The 25,803-nt window shown below is 45.0% G+C and carries 28 protein-coding genes and 1 pseudogene; 19 read left to right on the forward strand and 10 right to left on the reverse strand.

The genetic code is table 11. From position 1 onward, the window contains the following. From PV763_RS03870 to PV763_RS03880, 3 genes are read left to right on the forward strand one after another with little or no spacing between them, the layout of a single operon-like run. Complete coding sequence (locus tag PV763_RS03870) at positions 1-939, forward strand: ABC transporter permease (RefSeq protein ID WP_420937386.1); 939 nt, start codon at positions 1-3, stop codon at positions 937-939. 7 nt (positions 940-946) lie between these two features. Further along, a complete protein-coding gene (locus PV763_RS03875; RefSeq protein ID WP_005104834.1) occupies positions 947-2,098 on the forward strand; it encodes an ABC transporter permease in 1,152 nt (383 codons plus the stop codon). A gap of 10 nt (positions 2,099-2,108) precedes the next feature. Next, positions 2,109-3,839 (forward strand): ABC transporter ATP-binding protein, encoded by a 1,731-nt coding sequence (locus PV763_RS03880; protein ID WP_420937387.1) that lies wholly within the window; start codon positions 2,109-2,111, stop codon positions 3,837-3,839. A 43-nt stretch (positions 3,840-3,882) separates the two neighbouring features. Here PV763_RS03880 and PV763_RS03885 read toward each other — a convergent pair whose 3' ends face one another. The 4 genes from PV763_RS03885 to PV763_RS03900 all read right to left on the reverse strand — a co-directional run bounded on the left by PV763_RS03885 (position 3,883) and on the right by PV763_RS03900 (position 6,936). Beyond that, positions 3,883-4,137: a hypothetical protein gene (locus tag PV763_RS03885; protein ID WP_420937388.1), complete on the reverse strand. Its 255-nt coding sequence runs from the start codon at positions 4,135-4,137 to the stop codon at positions 3,883-3,885. Between the two features lie 323 nt (positions 4,138-4,460). Continuing rightward, complete coding sequence (rluB, locus tag PV763_RS03890; protein ID WP_004646093.1) at positions 4,461-5,513, reverse strand: 23S rRNA pseudouridine(2605) synthase RluB; 1,053 nt, start codon at positions 5,511-5,513, stop codon at positions 4,461-4,463. 41 nt (positions 5,514-5,554) lie between these two features. Next, on the reverse strand, positions 5,555-6,145 hold the full coding sequence (scpB, locus tag PV763_RS03895) for an SMC-Scp complex subunit ScpB (RefSeq protein ID WP_420937389.1): 591 nt from the start codon (positions 6,143-6,145) through the stop codon (positions 5,555-5,557). After that, on the reverse strand, positions 6,142-6,936 hold the full coding sequence (locus tag PV763_RS03900; protein ID WP_216986580.1) for a segregation and condensation protein A: 795 nt from the start codon (positions 6,934-6,936) through the stop codon (positions 6,142-6,144). Before PV763_RS03900 ends, scpB begins: the two co-directional genes overlap by 4 nt. A 505-nt stretch (positions 6,937-7,441) precedes the next feature. On the opposite strand from PV763_RS03900, the gene PV763_RS03905 reads away from it, so the two are divergent. Further along, positions 7,442-7,921: a hypothetical protein gene (locus PV763_RS03905; protein WP_071851463.1), complete on the forward strand. Its 480-nt coding sequence runs from the start codon at positions 7,442-7,444 to the stop codon at positions 7,919-7,921. A gap of 81 nt (positions 7,922-8,002) precedes the next feature. On the opposite strand, the gene PV763_RS03910 is transcribed toward PV763_RS03905, so the two are convergent. The 3 genes from PV763_RS03910 to PV763_RS03920 all read right to left on the reverse strand — a co-directional run bounded on the left by PV763_RS03910 (position 8,003) and on the right by PV763_RS03920 (position 9,700). Beyond that, positions 8,003-8,287 carry a hypothetical protein gene (locus PV763_RS03910; protein WP_420937390.1) on the reverse strand — a complete coding sequence of 95 codons (285 nt, stop codon included), beginning with the start codon at positions 8,285-8,287 and terminating at the stop codon, positions 8,003-8,005. A gap of 45 nt (positions 8,288-8,332) precedes the next feature. Continuing rightward, entirely contained in the window at positions 8,333-8,950 is a 618-nt protein-coding gene (locus tag PV763_RS03915) for an L-threonylcarbamoyladenylate synthase (protein WP_004646095.1), read from the reverse strand. 87 nt (positions 8,951-9,037) lie between these two features. Then, positions 9,038-9,700 carry an elongation factor P hydroxylase gene (locus PV763_RS03920; RefSeq protein WP_420937397.1) on the reverse strand — a complete coding sequence of 221 codons (663 nt, stop codon included), beginning with the start codon at positions 9,698-9,700 and terminating at the stop codon, positions 9,038-9,040. A 97-nt stretch (positions 9,701-9,797) separates the two neighbouring features. On the opposite strand from PV763_RS03920, the gene PV763_RS03925 reads away from it, so the two are divergent. The 6 genes from PV763_RS03925 to lysM all read left to right on the forward strand — a co-directional run bounded on the left by PV763_RS03925 (position 9,798) and on the right by lysM (position 13,556). Continuing rightward, entirely contained in the window at positions 9,798-10,355 is a 558-nt protein-coding gene (locus PV763_RS03925; RefSeq protein WP_004279226.1) for a YceD family protein, read from the forward strand. A 77-nt stretch (positions 10,356-10,432) separates the two neighbouring features. Beyond that, on the forward strand, positions 10,433-10,615 hold the full coding sequence (gene rpmF / locus PV763_RS03930; RefSeq protein WP_004279227.1) for a 50S ribosomal protein L32: 183 nt from the start codon (positions 10,433-10,435) through the stop codon (positions 10,613-10,615). Positions 10,616-10,838: 223 nt separating this feature from the next. Beyond that, a complete protein-coding gene (fabD, locus tag PV763_RS03935) occupies positions 10,839-11,825 on the forward strand; it encodes an ACP S-malonyltransferase (RefSeq protein ID WP_420937391.1) in 987 nt (328 codons plus the stop codon). Continuing rightward, entirely contained in the window at positions 11,822-12,556 is a 735-nt protein-coding gene (gene fabG, locus PV763_RS03940) for a 3-oxoacyl-ACP reductase FabG (RefSeq protein ID WP_004646100.1), read from the forward strand. The genes fabD and fabG overlap by 4 nt, the downstream gene beginning before the upstream one ends. Positions 12,557-12,639: 83 nt before the next feature. Further along, a complete protein-coding gene (gene acpP, locus PV763_RS03945; protein ID WP_004646101.1) occupies positions 12,640-12,876 on the forward strand; it encodes an acyl carrier protein in 237 nt (78 codons plus the stop codon). A gap of 185 nt (positions 12,877-13,061) precedes the next feature. After that, complete coding sequence (lysM, locus tag PV763_RS03950) at positions 13,062-13,556, forward strand: peptidoglycan-binding protein LysM (RefSeq protein WP_004279231.1); 495 nt, start codon at positions 13,062-13,064, stop codon at positions 13,554-13,556. Between the two features lie 87 nt (positions 13,557-13,643). On the opposite strand, the gene PV763_RS03955 is transcribed toward lysM, so the two are convergent. Further along, a complete protein-coding gene (locus PV763_RS03955) occupies positions 13,644-14,111 on the reverse strand; it encodes an Lrp/AsnC ligand binding domain-containing protein (protein WP_420937392.1) in 468 nt (155 codons plus the stop codon). A 140-nt stretch (positions 14,112-14,251) separates the two neighbouring features. Here PV763_RS03955 and PV763_RS03960 point away from each other — a divergent pair, with 140 nt between their 5' ends. The 4 genes from PV763_RS03960 to PV763_RS03975 all read left to right on the forward strand — a co-directional run bounded on the left by PV763_RS03960 (position 14,252) and on the right by PV763_RS03975 (position 18,669). Beyond that, positions 14,252-15,511, forward strand: coding sequence for a D-amino acid dehydrogenase (locus PV763_RS03960; protein ID WP_213686930.1), 1,260 nt, complete (start codon positions 14,252-14,254; stop codon positions 15,509-15,511). Between the two features lie 34 nt (positions 15,512-15,545). Then, entirely contained in the window at positions 15,546-16,658 is a 1,113-nt protein-coding gene (alr, locus tag PV763_RS03965) for an alanine racemase (protein ID WP_420937393.1), read from the forward strand. A 48-nt stretch (positions 16,659-16,706) separates the two neighbouring features. Beyond that, positions 16,707-17,072 carry a RidA family protein gene (locus tag PV763_RS03970; RefSeq protein ID WP_004646105.1) on the forward strand — a complete coding sequence of 122 codons (366 nt, stop codon included), beginning with the start codon at positions 16,707-16,709 and terminating at the stop codon, positions 17,070-17,072. A 169-nt stretch (positions 17,073-17,241) separates the two neighbouring features. After that, complete coding sequence (locus PV763_RS03975; protein ID WP_184413228.1) at positions 17,242-18,669, forward strand: amino acid permease; 1,428 nt, start codon at positions 17,242-17,244, stop codon at positions 18,667-18,669. Positions 18,670-18,726: 57 nt separating this feature from the next. On the opposite strand, the gene PV763_RS03980 is transcribed toward PV763_RS03975, so the two are convergent. Further along, positions 18,727-19,179, reverse strand: coding sequence for a CopD family protein (locus PV763_RS03980; RefSeq protein WP_004279237.1), 453 nt, complete (start codon positions 19,177-19,179; stop codon positions 18,727-18,729). Positions 19,180-19,202: 23 nt separating this feature from the next. Continuing rightward, on the reverse strand, positions 19,203-20,432 hold the full coding sequence (locus PV763_RS03985; protein WP_004730606.1) for a beta-ketoacyl synthase N-terminal-like domain-containing protein: 1,230 nt from the start codon (positions 20,430-20,432) through the stop codon (positions 19,203-19,205). A 272-nt stretch (positions 20,433-20,704) separates the two neighbouring features. On the opposite strand from PV763_RS03985, the gene PV763_RS03990 reads away from it, so the two are divergent. From PV763_RS03990 to PV763_RS04010, 5 genes and pseudogenes are all read left to right on the forward strand, one after another. Then, positions 20,705-22,189 carry an EcsC family protein gene (locus PV763_RS03990; RefSeq protein WP_420937394.1) on the forward strand — a complete coding sequence of 495 codons (1,485 nt, stop codon included), beginning with the start codon at positions 20,705-20,707 and terminating at the stop codon, positions 22,187-22,189. Between the two features lie 156 nt (positions 22,190-22,345). Further along, complete coding sequence (gene rpsL, locus PV763_RS03995; protein ID WP_002050319.1) at positions 22,346-22,720, forward strand: 30S ribosomal protein S12; 375 nt, start codon at positions 22,346-22,348, stop codon at positions 22,718-22,720. Between the two features lie 180 nt (positions 22,721-22,900). Further along, on the forward strand, positions 22,901-23,371 hold the full coding sequence (gene rpsG / locus PV763_RS04000; protein ID WP_004279240.1) for a 30S ribosomal protein S7: 471 nt from the start codon (positions 22,901-22,903) through the stop codon (positions 23,369-23,371). Between the two features lie 128 nt (positions 23,372-23,499). Further along, positions 23,500-25,635 (forward strand): elongation factor G, encoded by a 2,136-nt coding sequence (gene fusA / locus PV763_RS04005; protein WP_071851492.1) that lies wholly within the window; start codon positions 23,500-23,502, stop codon positions 25,633-25,635. A 92-nt stretch (positions 25,636-25,727) separates the two neighbouring features. Continuing rightward, positions 25,728-25,803: pseudogene (locus PV763_RS04010) on the forward strand (elongation factor Tu); the annotation flags it as partial.

Below are 25,803 nucleotides of genomic sequence, written 5' to 3' on the forward strand. Positions count from 1 at the left end.
ATGCTGGCATATATTATTCGACGGCTTTGGCAAATGATCCCGACCATGCTCGGGGTGATTTTGCTGATTTTCCTGCTGTTTAACTGGGTAGGTGGAGACCCTGCCTATATTCTGGCCGGTAAAATGGCCAATGCGGAACAGATTGAGAACATCCGTCAGCAACTGGGTGTGGATCAACCGTATTACGTCCAACTCTGGATCTTTATCAAGCAGATTTTAACCTTTGATTATGGGGTGAGCTGGAGTACCGGGGAATCGGTAGCACAGATTATCACCACCCGTTTGGGGCCCTCACTGACCATTCTGATTCCACTGACCATTCTGCAAACTATTATTTCTATCATTCTGGCTTTAGGTGTGGCTTCAGTTCGTGGTTCTTTGACAGATAGCATGATCATGATGCTGTGTACGATCGGTATGTCGATCAGTATTCTGGTGTACATCATCGTGTTCCAGTATTTCCTGGCTTATGAATTGAGCTGGTTCCCGGTACAGGGCTGGAGCGATAATTTCGCTGATAACCTTTTCAAATACGCCTTGCTACCTGTGCTGATTATGTTGGTGGTCAGTATTGCACCGACTTTACGCCTGTATCGTAGTTTCGTACTGGATGAAGTCAATCAGGACTATGTGCGTACTGCGCGTGCCAAAGGCCTGGGTGAAAACCGTATCATGGGCGTGCATGTCTTGCGCAATGCCTCCATTCCGATTATTACCGATGTGATGGCAGGACTTCCGGCACTGCTGATCGGTGCTTTCCTGATTGAGCGTTTTTTTGGTATTCCGGGAATTGGCCGTGAAGTTATTATTGCGGTAGAACGTTCTGATTTTCCTGTGATTAAAGCCATTACGGTCTATGTTGCTGCTGCGACCATGATATTCAACCTGATTGCCGATCTGATCTATAAATGGGTCGATCCGCGTGTACAGTTGAAGTAGGTGAATTATGCTGAGTGCGATATTTAAAAAAGAACAAGCGGCTGAAGCAGCACCTGAATCGGCTTCAACAGGATTATGGCAACTGGCCATGCGCCGTTTGAAACGTGACCGGATTGCCATGTTTTCCCTGTATGTGGTGCTGTTTTATCTGCTGCTGCTGGTGCTGTCAATGAGCGGCCTGATTGCCAAAGACTGGAATAAAGAAGTGGCGGTCAGCTATGCACCGCCGAGTTTTATCAGTGCAGCGCCAGTTCCGGCTGTATCTGATACAGAGCAGGGCGCAGAATCTGTACCTCTACCAGTCAATCCAGTTGATCCTTTAAAAGATGTCATTGCTGAATTGAATGCTGAAATTGCTGCTGAGCAGGGTGCTGGTGCAGGCATCGATTATTATGGAGTGGTCGATCCGCTGGCAGAAGACATGAAGGCCATTAATCAGGAACTCGGTGGCCAGCTGATGGATGAAAGTGGGGAACTCAAGCAAAGTCTGGTCTTCGGTGCAGATAAATGGGGACAGGATGTTTTACAGAAAACCATCAAGGGGGCTGAAACCTCGATTCTGGTTGGATTGATTGCAGCCTTTGTCGCTGTACTGATTGGGACTGCACTGGGTGCAATAGCAGGGTATTTTGGTGGTTGGGTCGATGATGTCCTCAACTGGTTTTATAATATCTTTACCTCAATTCCCTATCTGTTGCTGGTTTTGGCCATTGCCGCAGTGTTACAGCAGAAAGGTATTTTATCAATCATCCTGATTTTAGGTCTGACTGGCTGGACCGGGGTCTTCCGTTTGGTTCGTGCTGAATACATGAAGCATACGGCACGTGAATATGTGCTGGCTGCCAAGGCGATTGGCGTGAGTAATATGCGTCGTATGTTTGTCCATATTTTTCCCAATGTCAGCCATATTGCCCTGGTACAGATGTCTATTCTGGTGGTGGCATTTATCAAGTCCGAAGTCATTTTGAGCTTCCTCGGTTTCGGTGTGCCTATCGGGGTAGTGTCATGGGGCAGTATGCTAAATGAAGCACAAAGCGAGCTGATTTTGGGTAAATGGTGGCAACTGGCGGCAGCCTCAATCGCCATGGCGGTATTGGTAACTGCTTTCTCGATGTTTACCGATGCACTCCGTGATGCATTAGATCCAAAACTGAAATAGGAGCGCAACGATGTCTGAAATCAATCCAAGCACAGCACCTGCGCTACTTCGCGTAGAAAATCTGCGAGTCAGTTTTAAAGGTGAAAATAAAGAATATATTGAGACTGTAAAAGGGGTTTCTTTCGAGATTCCGGCCAATACCACAGTTGCACTGGTAGGCGAATCGGGAAGTGGCAAGTCGGTCACTTCCCTCGCCACTATGGGCCTGCTTCCGGCAGAAAGCGCACGTATTTCAGAAGATAGCCAGATCATCTTTGAAGGGAAAAACCTGCTCAAGCTTAAAACCCGTGAAATGCGCAAGATGTGCGGCAAAGACATTGCCATGATTTTTCAGGAGCCAATGTCTTCGCTAAATCCGGTATTTACGGTAGGCATGCAGATTGCAGAAATCTTGCAACTACATTTAGGCATGAATAAAAAACAGGCGCGGCAACGTACCCTGGAGCTCCTCAAAGAAGTGGGGATCCCTGCGCCAGAAACTAAAATTGATGCCTATCCGGGGCAGCTTTCCGGTGGACAGCAGCAACGGGTCATGATTGCCATGGCTATTGCCTGTGAACCGAAACTGTTGATTGCAGATGAACCGACCACCGCTCTGGATGTGACTATTCAAAAGCAGATTCTGGACTTGCTGGAATCGCTACGTCAGCGTCGTCAGATGTCGATGCTGTTTATTACCCATGATCTGGCATTGGTTGGTGAAATTGCCGATCAGGTTATTGTGATGCGCCATGGGGAAATCCGTGAACAGGGTCCGGTTCGGGAGGTGCTGGACCGGCCTCAGGACATGTATACCAAAGCCTTGTTGCACTGCCGCCCGCAACTCTCGCAACGTCCGTTACGTTTGCCGATGATCAGCGATTTTATGAAACAGGATGGTTCAACCTGGCTGGAAGATATTCGTCTGAATACTCAGCTTCCGCAACGTTCACGTGGACTAAAGGGCGGAGAGGAAATTATTCTGGATGTACGGGATCTGCAAAAATCTTTTTATAGTCGTAAAGGACTGTTTGGCAAAGATGAGTTTCAAGCAGTAAAAGGAGTTTCTTTTCAGCTGGCCAAAGGCAAGACCTTGGGGTTGGTCGGGGAGTCCGGTTCGGGTAAAACCACCATTGGCTTGTTGCTGATGCGTCTGCAAAAGGCTACGGGCGGTAAGGCACTGTTTCAGGGTCGGGACATTCTGGACATGTCGGAAAAGGAATTTACCCAGTATCAACGTAAAATCCAGATCATTTTTCAGAATCCCTATGCTTCGCTGAATCCACGTTTTACTGTTGGACAAATCCTGATGGAACCGATGCAGATTCACAAGATTGGTCAGGATGATGCCGAACGCAAACAAATGGCTTTAGACTTGTTGGAGAGGGTCAGCTTGCCTGCACAGGCTTTTTATCGTTATCCGCATGAGTTTTCTGGTGGTCAGCGTCAGCGGATTGCAATTGCACGTTGTCTGACTTTAAAACCTGAGATTTTAATCTGTGATGAATCGGTCTCGGCGCTGGATGTATCAGTACAGGCGCAAGTGCTGAATTTACTGCAAGACTTACAGGATGAATTTGGTCTGAGCTATATCTTTATTTCGCATGATTTATCGGTAGTGAAATATATTTCTGATCAGATCATGGTGATGAATCATGGGGAGTTGGTAGAAATCGCCAATTCAGATGAACTGTATCAATCGCCACAGCATGAATATACCAAGCGTTTACTCGGTGCTATTCCGCAAGGGATTCCACAATAATATTTTAAGTTCCAAATATAATGCCCACATTGTTGGGCATTTTTTATGACTGAACGATGTTTTCAGGAAACAGGTGAGATAGCTGCATATGTATCAGATTCTGGTCGGCTGTACTGAACAGACTAAGGTTAAGATCGTGATCCTGTGCGGCTGTATAGAAGCGGAGCAGCCCAGTCTGCTGCTGATCTGCAGGAGGAATCACGATATATTCAACCTTCTGAACTTCACTGAGTTTGCATATCTTGCTGTAAGGATGACCAAAGAGAGACCAAGCAATACCATGCTCAGAAATGAGCAATATCCGATTTGTTTTTATAATATGGACTACTAGTACCAATAACAGAGAGGACCCGATCAGTAGACAGGTCCATGGATCCAGTATTTTTAGAGGCTACGTACTGAAATCACGAAGAAAATGAATATCGCTGAAAGGGATAGAGCTGCGCTGAGGAACTGCTCTTTGCCCGATGCTGTAATGAACCAGCATAAAATGCACTAGCATTAGTATGTAGAAACCATAAAGCCGGGAAGCCTGAGGTGCCACAGGATGATAATATTGGGTCATTATTATTGTTCTTGCAAAAAAAAGAGCCACCGAAGTGACTCAATTTTAATCAGAACTTAGAACTTTTTAAAGCCTTTGTTGATACCGTATGGACGACGCGGCGCATTTTCATCACGCTCTTCACGACGACCAAAGCCTTGATCCGGACGGTTTTCACGACGCACAAACTGAGTGCCATTCTGGTTTTCAGCTCTGTCACGACGACCATAAGCATTGTCATCACGACGCTCACGGCCAGTATTATTTTGTGGTTGCTCATCACTGTCACGACGTTGCTGACGCAAGAAACCGCCACGGCGTGCAGCCATCGGCTTGTCCTGCATACGTTCATTACGGCGTTTCGCCATACCAAACAAACCAGTACCTTGACGTGGTTTCAATTCCACAGCTTTGGTCAGGTTGTCGATATCGTTTTTATCCAGTTCAATCCAGCGACCGGTACGCAGTTCGCGTGGCAAAATCACAGTACCATAACGGGTACGCAGTAGACGGCTGACTTTCAGGCCTTGTGATTCAAAGATACGACGTACTTCACGGTTACGACCTTCTTTTACTACCACCTGGAACCAACGGTTGATCCCGTCACCACCGAGTTCAGAGAAAGATTCGAATTTTGCCGGACCATCGTCTAGCACCACGCCTTTGAGCATGTTGTTACGAATTTGTGGTGTAACTTCACCCATGACACGAACTGCATATTCACGTTCGATTTCATTCGATGGGTGCATCAAGCGATTCGCAAGTTCACCATCATTTGTGAATAAAAGCAGACCGGTCGAGTTAATATCCAGACGACCCACCATTACCCAGCGATCGCCCGGAATAGCAGGCAGCTGTTCAAATACAGTCGGACGGTTTTCAGGATCGCTACGTGAGCAGATCTCGCCTTCAGGCTTGTAGTAAATAATGACACGACGACGGATTTCGTCTTCAATCTGGAAGGCAACTTTACGACCATCGATGCGAAGCTCATCACCTGGTTCGATTCGTTCACCCACTTGGGCAATTTGCCCGTTGACACTTACACGACCCGCGGCAATGACTTCTTCCATATAACGGCGAGAACCCAAACCAACGCGTGCAAGCACCTTTTGCAACTTTTCACTCATGACAGCATAACCTTAGAAATAATTATCAACAGTTCACCTATTTATGACTTCGGTGCATTCGCATCGAGGGCCATAAAAGCTTCCTTGGCATCCTGCAGGGGAGGCAATTGGCCCAAACTATTCAGGCCAAACGCATTTAAAAATTGTGGCGTTGTCATTAACAACGCAGGTCTTCCAGGGAGTTCACGAAATCCAGACTCTTTAATCCAGTTCCAGTAAAACAGCGTACGCAAGTTTTGACTGTTATTCGTGACACCACGAATTTGTTCAATATCCGCTCGGGTCACTGGCTGGTGATAAGCAATCACCGCAAGCGTCTCTAGTAATGAAGGCGACAAGCGAGCCGGTCGCTCAGGCCAGGTCTGTGCAATAATATTACGATATTTTGCACGCACTTGAAAACGATAACCTTGTGCTGTTTCAATCAGTTCGATTGAACGGCCATGCATCAGCATGGAAAGTTGTTGTAAATACTGACGTAATTCCTGCTTGCTATAGCGATCCTGAAAAGCTTCTTTCAGACGAGCCAATGAAACCGCGGAGTCGCTGGCAAAAATAATGGCTTCAAGCTGCATCAATACTTCATGCAGATTATCTTCTGCAGATAACAGCGTATTTTGATCGAGTGTCATTGACTGGCTCCTTGAATTGCGAGCGGGGCTTCAATACCTGTAGCAATAATCTGAATTTTTTGTTGTCGGGTCAGTTCCAGCACCGCCATAAAGGTTACCACCATACCCATACGGCCTTGGCTCGGTTTTAACAAGTCCTTAAAGCTGAGTATTGCGCCAGTTTCAATACAACTTTCAATATAGGCAATCCGTTCTTCCAGCAATACCGGTTCCTGTTGCACCTGATGAATCACGGGTTCAGGACGATTAAATATACAGAGCAAGGCATCACGCAATAAATCGCTTGAATAGCCTTCATTCGGCTGCTGGATTTCGCCCAGACTGACATTGGTGGTGAAAGTGTCACGTTCCAGAATCGGCATCTGGCCGAGACGTTCCGCAGCCTGTTTAATTCTTAAATAATTTTCTAAACGGTCAATCAGTTCTTGTTTTGGATCCTGCTCAATCGCAGCCAGGCTTTTCGGTTTAGGTAACAGCAAACGTGATTTCAGATCTGCCAGTAAGGCTGCCATCACCATATAGTCGGCCGTCAGCTCGATATTCAGGGATTTCATCGCATCCATATAAGACAAATACTGTGCTGCAATCGGCGCGATATCGACCTGTAACAGATCAAAACCGTTTTTTTGAATCAGGTAAATTAAAAAGTCGAGTGGGCCTTCAAAATGTTCTAATAAGATTTCAAATGCCGCTGGAGGAATGTACAGATCCTCTGGAATTGTATCCTGCCATTCATCCAGAACCCGAATGTGTGGAGCAGATTCCATAGTGTTATGGATAATTTGAGTCATTACAATTATAGGCCACGCGAATTTTCAAAGGCATGCAAAGGCTTGATTTTCGGTATCTGATCGAAAGAAAAGCACAAGATTAAGCGTTGTCATTGTACTGGAAAAGTAACTTTAAATAAATTAAATAAGCCGTCAAAGCCATAAAAACTTAAAAAAATAATAGAATTTATCTGCGATTTAAAAATAGCAACGAGAAAAATGACAGAACATAGCGGGAAATGCTGCGGCGATCTTCATGTTAAATTGGTTCTCAGAATTAAGCGTATCTGGTAGATGATGCCAGTTGATTCACTTAAAAAACTCGTTCAATACAGTGATTTTCATCAAAAGAGGAAATAAGCTAGCTGGCAGATATTGAATGATTTTTAAACGGATTTCCCATGTAAAAAACATAAAATTAATAAGTATTAATAAAATATTTCCCTATAATTTTTGGTCAAAAATACCGCTATACTCTCGAAAAATAGTCAAGAATCACAAAAATCAATAAAAAGGTGAAGAAAGCATGCCACTTATTCTGGTTGTTATTGGGATGATCGCATTCGGGGGATTTTGGGCTTATCCCAAATATCAGATTATGCAGCTTGAAGATGAAGCACGCACAGGACTGAAATCAGGCGGATTTTCAGCTTTTGCGGAACAGGCCCGACCTGTCATGCAGGCCATGAAAATGGATTTTAGTGTGCTGGACCAATATCCCAATATTCGTTTTTACATGCGGCATATGGCCTATGAGGGCGACCAGCTGGATGAGCGGATTAAACTGGATATGCAAGCCATGTCTTGTGAGTCAATCAATTCCTTTAAAGTCATGGAACCCAAGGCGCGTACAGCGATGCTCAATGTATTGGAAGAAGATCAGATCATTTTTCATGTGTATCTGAAAAATAAACTGGGTGAAGAGCTCATGCATCATGAACAGAAGCTATCGCAATGTCCAAATTTCATTGCGGTTCGTCATTATGAACGTAGTTCAGATTCCTAAACTGTTTTTGCCAGCCACTGCATTTATGCCGAATTGAAAAGAATAGAACTGCAACCTCTCACCATATGCTTTTTTAGATTTTCATGGTGAGGAATGATTGTATTCCGTGGTGGCAAACTCGATGATACGTTGGCAAGTTTCTGCCAGGCATGCGTTCTGGTTGGAGTAGATCTGCAACAACTGTCTCGCTACAGCCAACGTCAGGAAAAATTGGTACTCAGTATGATTAATATTTATAGTGAGATGGGGAGAAGGATGTGCTTCGACCAGGGCTGCCTTGGATTGCAGTGTCCAAGGCAGTTCTGCATAGATCAAATCCTGTACAGAAAATTCATGCTGATTCAGGAGCAAGTAAAATAAATCCATTTATTCTGACTCCTTCAATGTTTGTAGGAAATTCTCAGACCTCATTTATTCAAAGGCGCTGACATCTCCCATACCACGACGAATCACTTCTGGATGATCACCGGATAAATCTACAATAGAGGTCGTGCTTAACGTACCTAAACCACTATCTACAAACACATCAATGCGTTTGCCCAGCTGCATTTCGATATCATAAGGATCATCAAGTGGATCAGTCTGACCCGGTAAAATCAGGGTAGAGGTCAATAACGGCTCACCGAGTTCTTTGAGCAGCATCTGACACACCGGATTATTCGGAATGCGTAGACCAATGGTTTTCTTCTTGGGATGCATCAACCGACGTGGCACTTCACTGGTCGCAGGTAAAATAAAGGTCGTGATGGCTGGTGTATTATTTTTCAGCAAACGATACATGGCATTGTCCACCTTGGCATAAGTGGCAATATCGGATAAATCACAGCACAGAATCGCATATTGATGCTTTGGGCCCAGACCACGAATTTGCGCAATCCGCTCCATGGCACTCTTGTTCCCAATCTGGCAACCAATCGCATAGGCAGCATCAGTGGGATAGACCACCACATCACCCGCACGGATACGTTCCACTGCCTGACTGATTAAGCGGGGTTGCGGATTGTCTGGGTGTACGCGTAAATGCAGCATAGAGACTACTCCAAGCTTGGGCTGATGGCTTATTATGTGGCGCTCAGGCAAGATCTGGCAATCATAAAAAAGGTAGATTTGTGTAATTTAATCAAGCATTTCACGTATAAATTCATCAGATTGTAAACTTTTGCCACCTCTGATGCAGATACAGATACATTGGATAAAACGCGCTGCATCACGTGGAAGTTTGGCTGTACCATTAAAATAAGCCTGCACTTGAGCGTAGACATTGTCTTTAAAGCTGGCACCATCACCGCCGTCGCCAGTCAGGTTATCCAAAGAAACCCGGAATTTACGGCCAAAAGCCTGGGCAAACATCCACTCAATTGCCTGTGGCTTGATTTCGACCTGTTCAAATAAAGCCTGCTGTTCGCGAGTACGGCCATCCGGAGCATACCAGTAACCCAGATCAGGCAGCAGACGGCGTTTGTCTCCGGCAATGGTCCAGTGGCTGATTTCATGCAGGGCACTATTAAAGAAACCATGGGCAAACTGGATGCGGGCAGGACGTTCTGCGCTTGCAGGGAAATATTCTGGTTCAAATTCGCCGCGCACTAAAGTGACATTTAAATGGGAAAACCAGTGATTAAAGTGTAAGATGAGCCAATCCACCTGCTGCGCTTCTGACGATAAATTCGCCCATGGCGAGAGTTGCACTTGTTGTGTTGAACTGTCAGAATCAAGGCTTGGAATTGTGCTAACGAGTGATGAAACATTCACTTCTGTTTGCGGCTGCAACAGATGCATGACTTGAGTTACCCAAATGGTCTGTCGAAATAAGTACAAAATTGTATCTTAATCTTTGACAGAGTACTGATGAATTTGTAGAATTGCCGCCTTAATTATGTCAGCAAATACCTTTCCGGCACAGATTGAGCCGTTTAAATGGGCTGAACAGGGCTTTAAATGGTCAGGTCAACTGCCTTTATCCCGCTTTGTTCGTATCGCTCGTGAAGCTGTTGGATCAATTGATGATCAATTGATTAACATAGACTGTAAGCTATCAATGGATGCCTATCATCGTATTGCATGGCTAGATGGTCACGTTGAAACAAAAGTTCCTATGGAATGCCAGCGTTGTCTGGAAACTGTAGAAATTGAACTGGTTTCATCGTTCCATTTGGCACTTGTGGATGATGAGTCACTGATAGAGCGCTTGGATGAGGATGCTGATTTCATCGTCCTAGGTGAAAGTGAAGCAACGACCAAAGGTGATTATGATGCACCGGCGACCGCTGATTTGCTCGCGCTGATAGAAGATGAACTGTTATTGTTGATGCCATTGTCGCCTAAACATGAGTTTTGTGAACATAAGCATCAACCTGCCGTAGAAGAAGTGGCTGAAGAAAAACGGGACAACCCGTTTGAAGTTTTGGCTGCTTTGAAGGGTAAACTTAACTAATTTTTGTGTTATACTCTTGTGTATAAGACAATCGAATTTGTTCTGATCCATTTTTTCGATCTTTGTAAGGAGCCATCATGGCCGTTCAGCAAAACCGTAAAAGTCGCTCTCGCCGTGACATGCGCCGTTCACATGACGCTTTAACCGAGAATGCATTAACTGTAGACCAAGCTACTGGCGAGACTCACCGTCGTCACCACGTATCTAAAGATGGTATCTACCGTGGTCGTCAATTATTCGCTAAAGCATCTGCTGAATAATTGGTGATGTATTAAGCGTCAAGCTTAGTAGAAAAAATGGGAGCATTTAGCTCCCTTTTTTTTGTCTTCGATTTTTAGCGGTATCGGTTTTTTGTTGTATTTGGCAATTACCGCCAGCAAAATTACATGCTAAATTGCGCTCCACAATGATTTAGGTGGTCTTATTGGTCAGTCTTCTTGTTAGGATTGAAGAAGCACACCTCTTGAATGAAAGGATTTTATTATGTCTGCTACACCACTCGAACAAGCAGCGCCAGCAACAAAAACTGCATTTGTGTTTCCGGGTCAGGGTTCACAAAAGGCCGGTATGCTGGCTGAGCTTGCAGAACAGTTTGCGAGTATTCGCGAGACATTTGCAGAAGCATCTGAAGCCGTCGGTTTTGATCTGTGGCAGATTGCGCAAACTGGCGAAGGTCTGGATCAAACTGAATTTACCCAGCCGGTATTGCTGACTGCAAGTATTGCCTTATGGCGCGTGTGGTTAGAATCTGGCGGTGTAGCACCGAAATATCTGGCAGGCCATTCACTGGGCGAATACAGTGCATTGGTTGCATCGGGTGCTTTAAGCCTGGGTGATGCTGCTAAGCTGGTGAACCTGCGTGGCAAACTCATGCAGACTGCAGTACCTCAGGGTGTGGGTGCGATGGCTGCCATTTTGGGTCTGGATGATGCCAAAGTGATTGAGCTGTGTGCACAAGCAATTGCAGCAGGCGAAGGTTCTGTCGAAGCAGCCAACTACAATGCTCAAGGGCAGGTTGTGGTTGCAGGCAATAAGGATCGTGTTGAAGCGGTCATGGCATTGGCCAAAGAAAATGGCGGTAAAGCCATTGCACTACCAGTATCGGTTCCATCGCATTGTTCATTGATGAAACCTGCGGCTGAGCAGTTTGCTCCGGCATTGGAACAAACCGCCATTGAGCTACCACGCATTCCTGTATTACAAAATGTGGGCGCGCAAGCGGCAAGCAATGTAGATGAATTGCGTCAGGCGTTGACCGCGCAACTTTATGAGTCGGTACAATGGACTAAAACCTTACAATTCCTTCAAGATGAAGGTATTGAGTACATCGTAGAATGTGGTCCGGGTAATGTATTGACCAACTTGGCGAAACGCTTGCCGAATATTCAAAAAGCACTTCCACTGGACAGTCAATCCCGTCTGGAAGATGCATTAAACACCGTATTGGCGGCAGAAGGGAAAAGTGCATGACACAGGAACGTAAAGTTGCTCTGGTAACAGGTGCAAGTCGTGGTATTGGTGCTGCGATCGCACAACAGTTGATTCAAGACGGTTATTTTGTCGTAGGTACTGCGACTTCTGAGGCAGGTGCAGAAAAATTATCTGCAGAATTTGCTGAAAATGGCGCTGGAAAAGTACTAGACGTACGTGATGGCGCTGCAATTGATGCACTGGTAACGGACATCGAACAGAACTATGGTCCAGTCCTTGCGTTGGTCAATAATGCCGGTATTACCAAAGATAATTTGCTGCTGCGTATGTCTGAAGATGACTGGGATGATATTTTAAATATTCACCTGAAAGCAGTTTACCGTTTGTCTAAGCGTGTACTCAAAGGCATGACCAAGGCGCGTTTCGGCCGCATCATTAATATCAGTTCTGTGGTGGCACACTTTGCCAACCCGGGTCAGGCCAACTATTCTGCTGCCAAAGCAGGTATTGAAGCATTTAGCCGTAGCCTTGCCAAAGAAATGGGTAGCCGTCAGATTACCGTAAACTCGGTAGCACCAGGTTTTATTGCGACTGAAATGACTGAGCAGTTAAGCGAAGAAATTCGTAAAAAGATGACTGAGCAGGTGGCATTAAACCGTTTAGGTGATCCGCAGGATATCGCAAATGCCGTAAGTTTCTTGGCTTCGGATAAAGCCAGTTACATTACTGGTACAGTTATGCATGTAAATGGGGGCTTATACATGAGCTAAGCTCAAGTATAAACTTTCCAAATTTTTTAGATTCAATTAAACTAACGGCATTAAAAACGCCACAAGCAATGAGGAGAATTCCTGTGAGCGATATCGAACAACGTGTTAAGCAAGCAGTTGCAGAACAACTTGGTATCAAAATCGAAGAGATTAAAAACGAAGCGTCTTTCATGGATGACTTGGGTGCAGATTCTCTAGATCTAGTTGAACTTGTTATGTCTTTCGAAAATGACTTCGACATCACGATTCCTGATGAAGATTCTAACGAAATCACAACTGTTCAATCTGCAATTGACTACGTTTCTAAGAAACTGGGTTAATCGCCGATTTCAGCTTTGCTGAACATAAAGACCACCCTTGAGGTGGTTTTTTTGTGTCTGCTTTTCAGATGAATGGAGGTTTTACAATCCATTACCTTTCTGTCACCAATGACTAACTATCTCTATAGAGTTTTCATTATAAAAATAAGAGTGATGTGACATTAACAACAAGAATGGAGTCCGCTATGGGTCTTTTTGATTTTGTAAAAGGTATCGGTAAGAAGAATACAGCTGCTGCGGAACCACAGGCTGCACCTACAACGACAACGCCGGCTGCAGCACAACCAGCAGAGCCTTCTGCTCAGGAAGTGGCAAACAAATTACTCGGCCATGTGAAAAGTCTGGGTCTTCCGATCACTGGCTTATCCATCAGTTATAACTCTGCTTCGGATCTGGCGACGGTCAGAGGTCAGGTACAAAGTCAGGCTGATCGTGAAAAGATTGTTCTGGCTGTGGGTAATATTGATCATGTGGCCAAAGTGGATGATCAGCTTACGGTGAGCAGTCCTGAGCCGGAAAGTAAGTTCTACACGGTGAAATCAGGTGACAGTTTGTCAAAAATCTCAAAAGAATTTTATGGTGATGCCAATCAGTATAATAAGATTTTTGAAGCTAACCGTCCGTTGCTCAAAGATGCAGATGATATTTTCCCGGGACAGGTGCTCCGCATTCCTGCTTAAGGTTTAATAAGTCCAATCAATGTTCGATCTCAAAGCCCCGTTTGGGGCTTTGCTGTTTTTGCCGGTAGCTTTAAAAAGCCATCATTACTAAATACCCAAGTCCAGATATAAACTTTCTTTGACCTCTTCCATGACGACATAACTGTGTGAGGACGCAGAAGCGGGCAGTTTTTTCAGTAATTCTCCCAACAAGCGGCGATAGGCACTCATTTCTTTTAAACGCGCTTTGACCAGATAATCAAAATCACCGGAAATTAAATGGCATTCCAGGACTTCCGGAATTTCCGTCAGGTTGCGCGCGACCTGATCAAAGACATCACCTGATTTGGCGGAGAGTTTGATTTCCAGAAAAACCAGCAGGTTGCGCTCCAGCATTTCCGGATTTAAACGGGCGTAATAGCCCATGATGATGCCTTCACGCTCTAGCCGTTTTACCCGCTCTGAACAGGGTGTGGTCGATAGATTGACGCGTGCTGCAAGTTCGCTAATGGCAATCCGGCCATCGCGTTGCAGGATATCCAGAATCATGCGGTCAATGCGGTCTAATTTGCGCATCAATATTTCCCTCTTTTTTTTAATTCTGCCCGAAAAAATATTTATTTCACTGAATATACAGTCTGAATATAGTGAATTTAACTATTAAAGCAAAAATATACTAGTGAAATAAACTGAAAAGATGTTTGAGGGTTAAGGTAATGCGCGTATTGGTTTTAGGTAGTGGTGTGATTGGTGTGGCAAGCGCTTACTATCTGGCGCAGCAGGGAGCAACCGTGACTGTGTTGGATCGTCAGGCAGGTCCGGCGCAAGAAACCAGCTTCGGTAATGCCGGGCAGATTTCTCCAGGATATTCGACCCCTTGGGCTGCACCAGGTATTCCATTTAAGGCAGTCAAATGGATGTTTCAGCATCATGCACCGTTGGCGATCAATGTCGATGGCAGCTTGTGGCAATTGCAGTGGATGGCACAAATGCTGAAAAACTGTAATGCCCAGCATTATGCAGTCAATAAAGAACGGATGGTGCGTGTGGCTGAATACAGCCGTGACTGTTTACGTAATTTGCGCCGTGATATTGGCATCTCTTATGAAAACCGCGCGAAAGGTACTTTGCAGATTTTCCGTAAAGATGCGCAGCTGGATGCAGTTCAGCGCGATATCGAAGTTCTGAAGGAAACTGGAGTTGAGTTTGAACTGCTGGATCGCGATGGACTGGCGCGTGTAGAACCGGCATTGGCACAGGCAAAAGACAAACTGGTGGGTGGTCTTCATTTACCCAATGATGAAACAGGTGACTGCTATCTGTTTACCAATGCCCTAGCAGAACATGCCAAAGGGATGGGTGTAGAGTTTAAGTTTAATCAAAACGTTGAAAAGCTGATTGTAGAAGGTGACCAGATCAAAGGTGTTCTGGTCAATGGTCAGGTGCTCACGGCAGATAAATATGTGCTGGCCTTTGGTAGTTATTCACGTGATTTCCTTAAACCGCTTGAACTGAATTTGCCGGTATATCCAGTAAAAGGTTATTCATTAACCATTCCTATTCTAGATCCAGCCTTCGCTCCGCAATCTACCGTGCTGGATGAAACCTATAAAATTGCAATCACCCGTTTCGACCAGCGCATCCGCGTAGGGGGAATGGCTGAACTGAGCGGTTTTAACTTGGGTCTGAATGAAGACCGTCGTGGCACGTTGGAAATGGTGACCCGTGATTTATTCCCGGGGGGTGACATGAATCAGGCCAGCTTCTGGACAGGCCTGCGTCCAATGACCCCGGACAGTACGCCAATTATTGGGAAAACCCGTTTTAAAAACCTGTTCCTGAATACTGGACATGGCACGCTGGGTTGGACCATGGCCTGCGGTTCAGGGAAATTAATCAGCGATCTGGTCTTGGCCCGTGATCCTGAAATTAGTACCGAAGGATTGTCATTGGCGCGCTATCACCACGCGGCTTAGAGCCATCTGAGGCGGAATATTCAAGGAGGAATGTATGCCACGTCCCATTACTGCAATTATCCATCAACAGGCGCTTGCGCATAATTTAAGTGTGGCGCGCCAATGTATGCCCAATAGTCAGGTATTTGCCGTGGTCAAGGCCAATGCCTATGGGCACGGGATTGAACGGGTTTATGCGGCATTTCAGGATGTGGACGGTTTTGCCTTTCTGGATATAGAGGAGGGCAAAAGGCTGCGTGCGATCGGATGCAAAAAGCCGTTAATGTTGCTCGAAGGTATTTTTGCTCTCGAGGATTTATTCGAATGTGCCAAGCATGAAATGAGCTTTGCTATTCATTCCTCGCATCAAGTGCAATGGCTAAAACAGTTTGCTGCAATAGCACCAGATGTGCAGTTTGATGTGTATTTAAAAATGAACAGTGGCATGAACCGGCTGGGTTTTGAGCCACAGCAATATGCAGAAATCTGGCAGGAGCTGCATCAGCTGAATACTGTCCGTTCAATCACGCATATGACCCATTTCTCCGATGCGGATGGTCAGCGTTTTGGGCAGGACGGGATTCAGCATCAAAACCTGATTTTTAGCCAGACCATTCAGGGGCTTGAAGGTAAAACCTCACTCAGTAACAGTGCGGCCATTCTGCGGCATCATCAAACCCTTCATTCCGATATCGTACGTAGCGGCATCATGCTGTATGGCAGTTCACCGGATTATCCAATACACACGATTCTAGACTGGAATCTGCAACCGAGCATGAGCTTACGCAGTGAAATTATCGCCATTCAAATGATCCAGTCAGGTCAGAGCATTGGCTATGGTTCCAAATTTATTGCCACACAGGATATGCGGATCGGCATTGTGGCCTGTGGCTATGCCGATGGCTATCAACGTCTATCGGCGACCGGTACGCCTGTGCTGGTCGATTCAATGAAAACACACACATTGGGTCGGGTCAGTATGGATATGCTGGCCGTAGATCTGACTGCACTGCCGCAGACGAATGTCGGTAGTGAAGTGGTACTTTGGGGGCAATCTTCCCAAGGTGTGGTTTTGCCGATTGATGACGTGGCGGCTAGCTCAGGCACCATCGGCTATGAGCTGATGTGTGCGGTGACCGCTCGGGTTCATTTCCAGATTGACGCTTAAATTTTTAATTTAAATTTTATTTAAATATCCCAAACAAGGAAGATCAACATGACACAGGACAATACAGCCATTCAGCGACTCAACAGCAATCAAATCATGAGTGCGGTGACGATTCATCATCAAACCGTCTATCTGTCAGGTCAGGTGCCAAATAGCACGGATCTGGATGTACGCGGCCAAACACTGGAAGTCTTTGCAAAAATTGAAGAATTGCTTGCACTGGCAAATACCGATAAAAGCCAGCTGCTTTCTGCACAATTATTTGTCAAGCATCTGGATGATTTTCAAACCGTGAATCAGCTTTGGGTGGAATGGTTACAAGGACATGGTACGCCGGCACGTGCTACGATTCAGGCAGATTTGGTCAATCCGGACTGGCTGATTGAAATTGCAGTCATTGCAGCTCAAGCTTAATTGAATTTTTGATATTGAAATCTCCCATGCAATGATTTAAGTCGTTTTAGTGCAGTAAATCTCACTGAACAGCGCAGTAAAAAGTATGAAAATGTCATAATAAGCGTTCGAGGACTGAACGTTGTAAATTCAGCTTGATGCTGTTGTAAAGATTAAAAAGGATGTAAAAATGAAAACCACCCCGGGCACAGAAGACGTAAAATCGTCGCCGCATGAGTTGCAACGAAAACTCTCTAACCGACATTTGCAGTTAATCGCCATTGGTGGCTGTATCGGTACCGGCCTGTTTATGGGATCGGGAAAAACCATCTCCCTGGCAGGTCCTTCAATTTTGATCATTTATATGATCATTGGTGGCATGTTCTTCTTCCTGATGCGTGCGTTGGGTGAAATGCTGCTGTCCAATCTGCATTACAAATCTTTTATTGATATGGCCCATGACCTGATCGGGCCGGGTGCTGGCTATTATATTGGCTGGTCGTACTGGCTGGGTTGGGTGCTGGTAGGGATTGCCGATCTCGCGGCGATTATTAACTATTTGAGTTTCTGGCTGCCCGAAGGCATGGCCTTTACCCCGATGGGGCAGGCGATGATTAGTATTGGCTGTGTGCTGTTTATTCTCGCGATTAACTTGGTCACGGTAAAACTGTTTGGTGAGATTGAATTCTGGTTCGCACTAATCAAGATTTTAGCCATTCTTGGTTTGATCTTTGTCGGTGGTTATATGGTGTTTAGCGGTTTTCAGGCACCGAGTGGTGCCGTCGCCAGCTTTAGTAATGTCTGGGCGCATGGTGGCTTATTTCCCAAAGGCTTTACTGGTTTTCTGGCAGGCTTCCAGATTGCCATGTTTGCCTTTGTCGGGGTGGAACTGCTCGGTACGATGGCGGCAGAAACCAAAGATCCGGAAAAGAATTTACCCAAAGCGGTCAACGCCATTCCTACGCGGATCATTCTGTTCTATGTATTGTCATTGCTGATGATCATGTCGGTCACACCGTGGCATCTGATTCCTGCGGATCAAAGTCCTTTTGTGAGTTTGTTCCTGTATGCCGGTATTCCAACTTCAGCCATTATCATGAACCTGGTGGTGTTGTCGTCAGTGATGTCCTCTATGAACAGTGGCGTATTCTCGACCAGCCGTATGTTGTTTGGTCTGGCACGTGACGGACAAGCACCTCAAGCTTTGGCGCGGTTATCTAGCAGAGCTGTACCAGCCACAGGGTTATTTTTCTCCTGTGCTTTTATTATGTTGGGGGCAGCATTTCAGTATTTTGTGCCAAACACCATGGAAGCGTTTACTCTGGCGAGTTCGCTGTGTGTGATCCTGTTTATTAGTATCTGGAGCATCATTATGGTGTGCTATATCCGTTACCGTAAGCAGCAACCGCAAAAGCATGCCGCCTCGACCTTTAAAATGCCGGGTGGGGTATGGATGTCTTATGTGGTATTGGCATTCCTGTTATTCGCTTTGATTATTTTAAGCCTGGAACCTGACACTCTAAAAGCTCTGATGATCAGTCCTTTATGGTTGATTATTCTGGCGGTGACCTATCGACTGCTGTATAAGCCACGTATGCGTCAGCGTGGTAATCATTAAATATTCAGACATAAAAAATCCCCGACTAATCGGGGATTTTTTGATTGCGCAGGTGAATTAGAAAGTAGGTTTAACTACCACTAAAATCACCACGGCAAATAAGATCAGGGTTGGCATCTCATTAAAATAACGCCAAAACTTGTGTGACTTGTAATGTGCATTATCAATCAGCTTCTTGCGGTAATAACCACACACTAGATGGTAAATCACCAATAAACCGACCAGGCCGACTTTAAGGTAAAACCATAAGGCTTCATGATAGTGACGCGTTGCATCACCCCAATCCACCAAAAAGTGCGCCGTAATCAAGGTAGCCAACATGGCTGGCCACATGATGCCACGGTACAGCTTACGTTCCATGACTTCAAAGCGTTGATGACTGACGGCATCTTCGCTCATGGCATGGTAAACATACAGCCGTGGCAAGTAGAACAAAGCCGCGAACCAGCAAACCACTGCAATAATATGTAATGCTTTTACCCACAAGAAAGCATCAGAAGGAGCATCCATCAAGTCACCCTAAATTGGGCAGCTTAGCCTTCCCATTTTTTGAAAATGAGACAAGCATTTACGCCGCCGAAACCGAAACTGTTACTCATCACAGTATTCAATTTTGCGTCACGTTTTTCAAGCACGATATCAAACGGTTTCGCGCCTTCATCTAGCTCGGTCACGTTGATGTTTGGAGCAATAAAGTCATTTTGCATCATCAGAACCGAATAAATCGCTTCCTGAACACCAGCAGCACCCAGACTGTGACCCGTCATTGACTTGGTTGAGCTTAATGGAGGAACCTGACCTTCACCGAAAGCACGTTCCATTGCTTTAAGTTCTGTGATGTCACCCGCTGGAGTAGAAGTACCATGTGTATTTACATAGTCAATTTTATCGACACCGTGTTGTTTGGCTTCTTCTAAAGCCATCAGTACGCAACGTGTTGCACCTTCACCAGATGGTGCAACCATATCAGCACCATCACTGTTTGCAGCATAACCAACCACTTCAGCTAAGATATTTGCGCCACGCGCTTGCGCATGTTCCAAAGACTCAAGGATCACAAAACCACCACCACCGGCAATCACGAAACCGTCACGGTCTGCAGAATAAGGGCGTGATGCTGTTTCAGGGCTGTCATTGTATTTAGAGCAAAGTGCGCCCATCGCATCAAACAACAAGCTTTGTGACCAGTGATCTTCTTCACCGCCACCTGCCAGCATTAAATCTTGTTTACCGAGTTGAATCAGGTTGTAGGCATAACCGATGGCATCGGCAGAGGTTGCACATGCACTGGTAATGGTATGCGCCACGCCTTGTAATTTGAATGCAACGCCAACGTTAGCCGTAATGGTGTTAGTCATATTACGTGGTACAAAGAAAGGACCGACTTTACGCGCACCTTTGGTTTGCAATAATTCGTTCATTTCAATAACAGAAGCAGTTGAACCGCCACCTGAACCACCCGCGATACCATAGCGTGGGTTGCCAGCTAGATCTTCAACCTTTAAACCTGCATGTTCAACTGCAGCAAGAGCTGAGTTGTACGCATACATTGCACATACGCCCATAAAGCGTTTCAGTTTGCGGTCGATCCCGTCGAAATCCTGCTCGGCTGCAGCACTGACATGACTTTTGAAATTGAGTTCAGCATAAGTCGGATTAAAACGTGTTCCTGAAATCCCGTTTTGTAAAGAATGGTTTACATCCTCTAATGTATTACCAATACATGAGTTAATACCCATGCCAGTGATGACAACACGTTTCATCTACAGATCCTTATAGTTTGCTCTATGCTCAGCGCAGATATCTGGGTTTTAAAATCGCCCAATCCAGCGCTTAGCCTTATTTCATGATGGGGAACATGATAGCAGAAAGACTTTTGAAATCTTATGGCAAATGTTATGCCGTGTGACAGTCGGTTGAGTTTGTGAGTCGGCGTGTAGGGGTTTTACTAAATGAAACAGAATAAAGTTGAGATAAACGCTGACTACACCTAGTATTTATACCAAATACAAGCACATGAATGCTGAGGTAAAAAATGGTAAATGCTAATAATAAACAATCTAATGGTCTGATTTCGAATGCCTTTGGAGTGGCGAAAAAGTTCAGTTCAACTGGATTGGATTTATTGAATCATGTTGCGCCGGATTCGGTGACTAAAGCGCTGAAGCCTTCCAGCTCCGATCAGGTGATTGACGGTTCGGCGAAGACGAAAAGCGCTTTTTCAGCTAAAAAATATGACAATCCTCAGCAAATGCTTCGTGAGCATCTTCCAAATGTGTCTCGTCAACTTCTCGGGCGCCGCTTTAATACCGTGAATAATGTCGCGCATTTTGTTTCTCCAGACTTAACCGAAAAAGTGTCTAACTACTTTTATGACCGTCTCAATCAATTCAGTAATCAAACGAGTTCGGTTGATGCCATTCTGAATGAAGCGGGAGCGAAAGATTTAGAGGAACTCACTCAGGACGTCGATCGATCCAAGCGAATTTCACAGGCTTTAGGTGAACAAAACAAATGGATTGCAACGGTGCAGGGTGCAGTAAGTGGTGCTTCAGGGATGCTTGGTACTGCCATTGATATTCCAGCCTCTTTGCTCATGGCATTGCGTACCATTTATCAAGTCGGTCGCTCTTATGGTTTTGACCTGAGCAAAGAAGATGATCAGGAAATCGTCCAGCATATCTTTAGACAGATTGACCTGAGCCTGATTGCAGAAAAGCAAACCTTGTTATTAGGTTTAAAAGCTTTAAGTAATACGCTTAAAACTCATGATATCTCGCAGCTACAAGCCATGCTAGGTTCTGATAATGATGTCAGCGCCATCAAGCAATGGCTGAGTCGTCATGAGGGAGAGGCTAAATGGGAATGGATGAATCATCTGCCAAAAATTTCGATTCTGGAGCGATTAACCAAACTGACACCTCTGGCGAGTGCAGGTATTGGTGCAGTATATAGCCATCGTTTTGTCGAGGATGTAAATCAGAAAGCTCAGGAAGCATTCTCGCATGCACGCCAATACCTGATTCAGCATCAGGATTCGCAATTGTCTCCTTATGCTGCCTATGAAAAAGCAGTCAGTTTGTTGCAACAGGCAACTCCAAAACTCTTAAATGGTGCCTCTCACGAAGTTGAGCCTGCGAAAGATAAGCCGATCATGGATAAAGATATTATGATTGAAGGCAATAACACGATTACCCAAGTCAAGCTGGTCAAAAAAGAACAGAATGATCTAAGCTCTGAAGAAGCAGAAATGAAGAAAGATGAAAAGGTGAGTGAAGGGCTGGAGGCGCTCAACGATGAGTTGGTTGAACCTGCGGCAGACAAGCAGTCGCAACAACCGGCTTTAACCAAAACTTCATTTGACCCGGAAATCGAAGCTGAACTGCATCCAGAAGCTGCTGACGAGGCAGAAGCTGCTACAGAGACTTCACAGCAGGGTGTAGACGATCAAGAAAATTCGAAAACTGAATCTGAAGCTCAAGATGTGACTAAAAAAGTCAGTAAAAATTCAAAAAAATAAGCGAATTTTGAAGGTAAATAAAAGCAGGCAAATGTCGTGAGAAACGGTATTTGCTTGGCTTGAGTAGGTTGACCAATTTTGCATCTTGAATTACAATTGCATGCCCTCAAAAAGTAGTAGTTTTTTGGGGCTTTTTATTAACGGGAGAATTGCCAAATGGCAACAACAAATCAGTTGATCCGCAAGGGTCGTACGACTTTAGTTGAAAAATCTAAAGTTCCTGCGTTGAAGGCTTGTCCACAGCGCCGTGGTGTTTGTACACGTGTTTACACAACTACACCTAAAAAACCTAACTCAGCAATGCGTAAAGTTTGCCGTGTTCGCTTAACTTCAGGTTTCGAAGTTTCTAGCTACATCGGTGGTGAAGGCCATAACCTACAAGAGCACAGTGTTGTTCTTATCCGTGGTGGTCGTGTTAAAGACTTACCAGGTGTACGTTACCATACCGTTCGTGGTTCTTTAGACTGTGCTGGTGTTAAAGATCGTAACCAGTCTCGTTCTAAATACGGTACTAAACGTCCTAAGAAATAATTCGTTAAGAATTAAATTTTAAGAACGTAGAACCGCAATCCTTTATCGTCTCGCTTGTCTGATTTCTGCATTAATTTTGTGAAAATTCCAAGCGACGTATAGTAAGGCCAGCGAGTAGTACATGACACTTTGTACTCATGCTGGATAAACCTGAAGTGTCATCTTTATAGGTAGTTTAAAATGCCAAGACGTCGCGTAGTCGCTGCTCGTGAAATCCTTCCGGATCCTAAGTTCAGCAGCCAAACAATCGCTAAATTCATGAACCACGTAATGCAAGATGGTAAAAAATCTATTGCTGAAAGTATCGTTTACGGTGCTTTAGACCGCGTTCAAGAAAAATCTAAAGTAGACCCAGTTGAATTTTTCGAGACTACTCTTGAAAAAGTTCGTCCTATGGTCGAAGTAAAAGCACGCCGTGTTGGTGGTGCTACATACCAAGTTCCTATGGAAGTACGCCCATCCCGTCGTACTGCTCTAGCGATGCGTTGGTTAGTAGATGCTGCTGCTAAGCGTTCTGAAAAAACTATGGCTTTACGTCTTGCTGGCGAGTTGCTTGATGCATCTGAAGGCAAAGGCGCTGCGGTTAAGAAACGTGAAGATGTGCACCGTATGGCTGAAGCCAACAAAGCATTCTCTCACTACCGTTTCTAAGCAGATAAAACAGGCCCTATTCAGGAGGGTGATAAGACCGTCATGGTTCTGTCACCAAAGCGCTTTAAGTTGCTATGCAGCTTAAAGCGTCCTGTTTTAAACAACAAAATTTAGGAATGCAAGAAATCATGGCACGTCAAACCCCAATTTCTCGTTACCGTAATATTGGTATTTCTGCGCACATTGATGCTGGTAAAACCACGACTACAGAACGTATTTTGTTCTACACAGGTGTATCTCACAAAATCGGTGAAGTGCATGATGGTGCAGCAACAATGGACTGGATGGAACAGGAGCAGGAACGTGGTATTACCATTACTTCTGCTGCGACAACTACATTCTGGTCAGGTATGTCTAAGCAATTCCCTGAACACCGTATCAATGTAATTGATACCCCGGGACACGTTGACTTCACGATCGAAGTTGAGCGTTCTATGCGTGTTCTTGACGGTGCATGTATGGTTTACTGTGCTGTAGGTGGTGTTCAGCCGCAGTCAGAAACTGTATGGCGTCAAGCGAACAAATACCAAGTACCTCGTTTAGCATTCGTGAACAAGATGGACCGTACAGGTGCAAACTTCTTCCGTGTTGTTGAGCAAATGAAAACTCGTTTAGGCGCTTCTCCAGTGCCAATCGTTGTACCAATCGGCGCTGAAGAAAACTTCCAAGGCGTTATCGACTTAATCGAAATGAAAGCGATCATTTGGGATGAAGCATCTCAAGGTATGCAGTTCGAATATGGCGAGATTCCAGCTGAGCTAGTTGATACTGCTACTGAATGGCGTACTAACATGGTGGAAGCGGCTGCAGAAGCTTCTGAAGAACTCATGGACAAGTACTTGGAAGAAGGCGATCTTTCTAAAGAAGATATCATTGCTGGTCTACGTGTCCAAACTTTGGCTTGTCAAATTCAACCGATGCTTTGTGGTACAGCATTCAAAAACAAAGGTGTTCAACGTATGTTGGATGCTGTAATTGAATTCTTGCCGTCGCCTACAGAAGTTAAAGCGATCGAAGGTGTTCTTGACGATAAAGCTGAAACTAAAGCGATTCGTGAAGCATCTGACGAAGCTCCGTTCTCCGCACTTGCGTTCAAAATTATGAACGACAAGTTCGTGGGTAACTTGACATTCGTACGTGTTTATTCTGGTGTACTTAAACAAGGTGACTCTGTTTATAACCCAGTGAAAGCTAAGCGTGAACGTATCGGCCGTATCGTGCAAATGCACGCGAACGATCGTCAAGACGTTGAAGAAATTCGTGCGGGTGACATCGCGGCATGTGTAGGTCTTAAAGATGTAACTACAGGTGATACACTTTGTGATGAGAAAAATGTCATCACACTTGAGCGTATGGAATTCCCAGAGCCAGTAATTGCATTGGCTGTTGAACCAAAAACTAAAGCTGACCAAGAAAAAATGTCAATCGCTTTAGGGCGTTTAGCTAAGGAAGATCCATCATTCCGCGTTCGTACAGACGAAGAATCAGGTCAAACGATTATTGCTGGTATGGGTGAGCTTCACCTTGACATCATTGTTGACCGTATGAAGCGTGAATTCGGTGTTGAAGCTAACATTGGTAAGCCAATGGTTTCTTACCGTGAAACGATCAAAAAGTCTGTTGAGCAAGAAGGTAAATTCGTACGTCAAACAGGTGGTAAGGGTAAATTCGGTCACGTATATGTACGTTTAGAACCGATGGATCCTGAGTCTGAAAAAGATTACGAATTCGTTGAAGAAGTTGTAGGTGGTGTTGTACCTAAAGAATTCTTCGGCGCGGTTGACAAAGGTATTCAAGAACGTATGAAGAATGGCGTTTTGGCTGGCTACCCAGTAGTTGGCATTAAAGCGACATTGTTTGATGGTTCTTACCATGACGTCGACTCTGACGAATTGTCGTTCAAAATGGCGGGTTCTTATGCCTTCCGTGATGGTTTCATGAAAGCGGATCCTATCCTTCTTGAACCGATCATGAAAGTTGAAGTAGAAACTCCAGAAGACTACATGGGCGATATCATGGGTGACTTAAACCGTCGTCGTGGTATGGTTCAGGGTATGGACGATCTTCCTGGTGGTACTAAAGCCATTCGTGCTGAAGTTCCATTGGCTGAGATGTTTGGTTACGCAACTTCTATGCGTTCTATGTCTCAAGGTCGTGCGACTTATTCTATGGAATTTGCTAAATATGCTGAAACTCCACGTAACGTGGCTGAAGGCATCATTTCTAAGTTCCAATCTGGCGGTAAAAAAGGTGACGACGAGTAATCTTTCGATTACTATAAGCCCAAACTAATTCATAGTTAAACCCAAGTGCTCATGCAGTGATCCTGCATGAGTAGTTTAAAAAGGAAGATCTCATGGCTAAGGCTAAGTTTGAACGTAATAAGCCACACGTTAACGTGGGCACAATTGGTCACGTTGACCATGGTAAAA

Origin of the sequence: Acinetobacter sp. AS5, assembly GCF_048957595.1 — a bacterium.
Lineage (GTDB): Bacteria > Pseudomonadota > Gammaproteobacteria > Pseudomonadales > Moraxellaceae > Acinetobacter.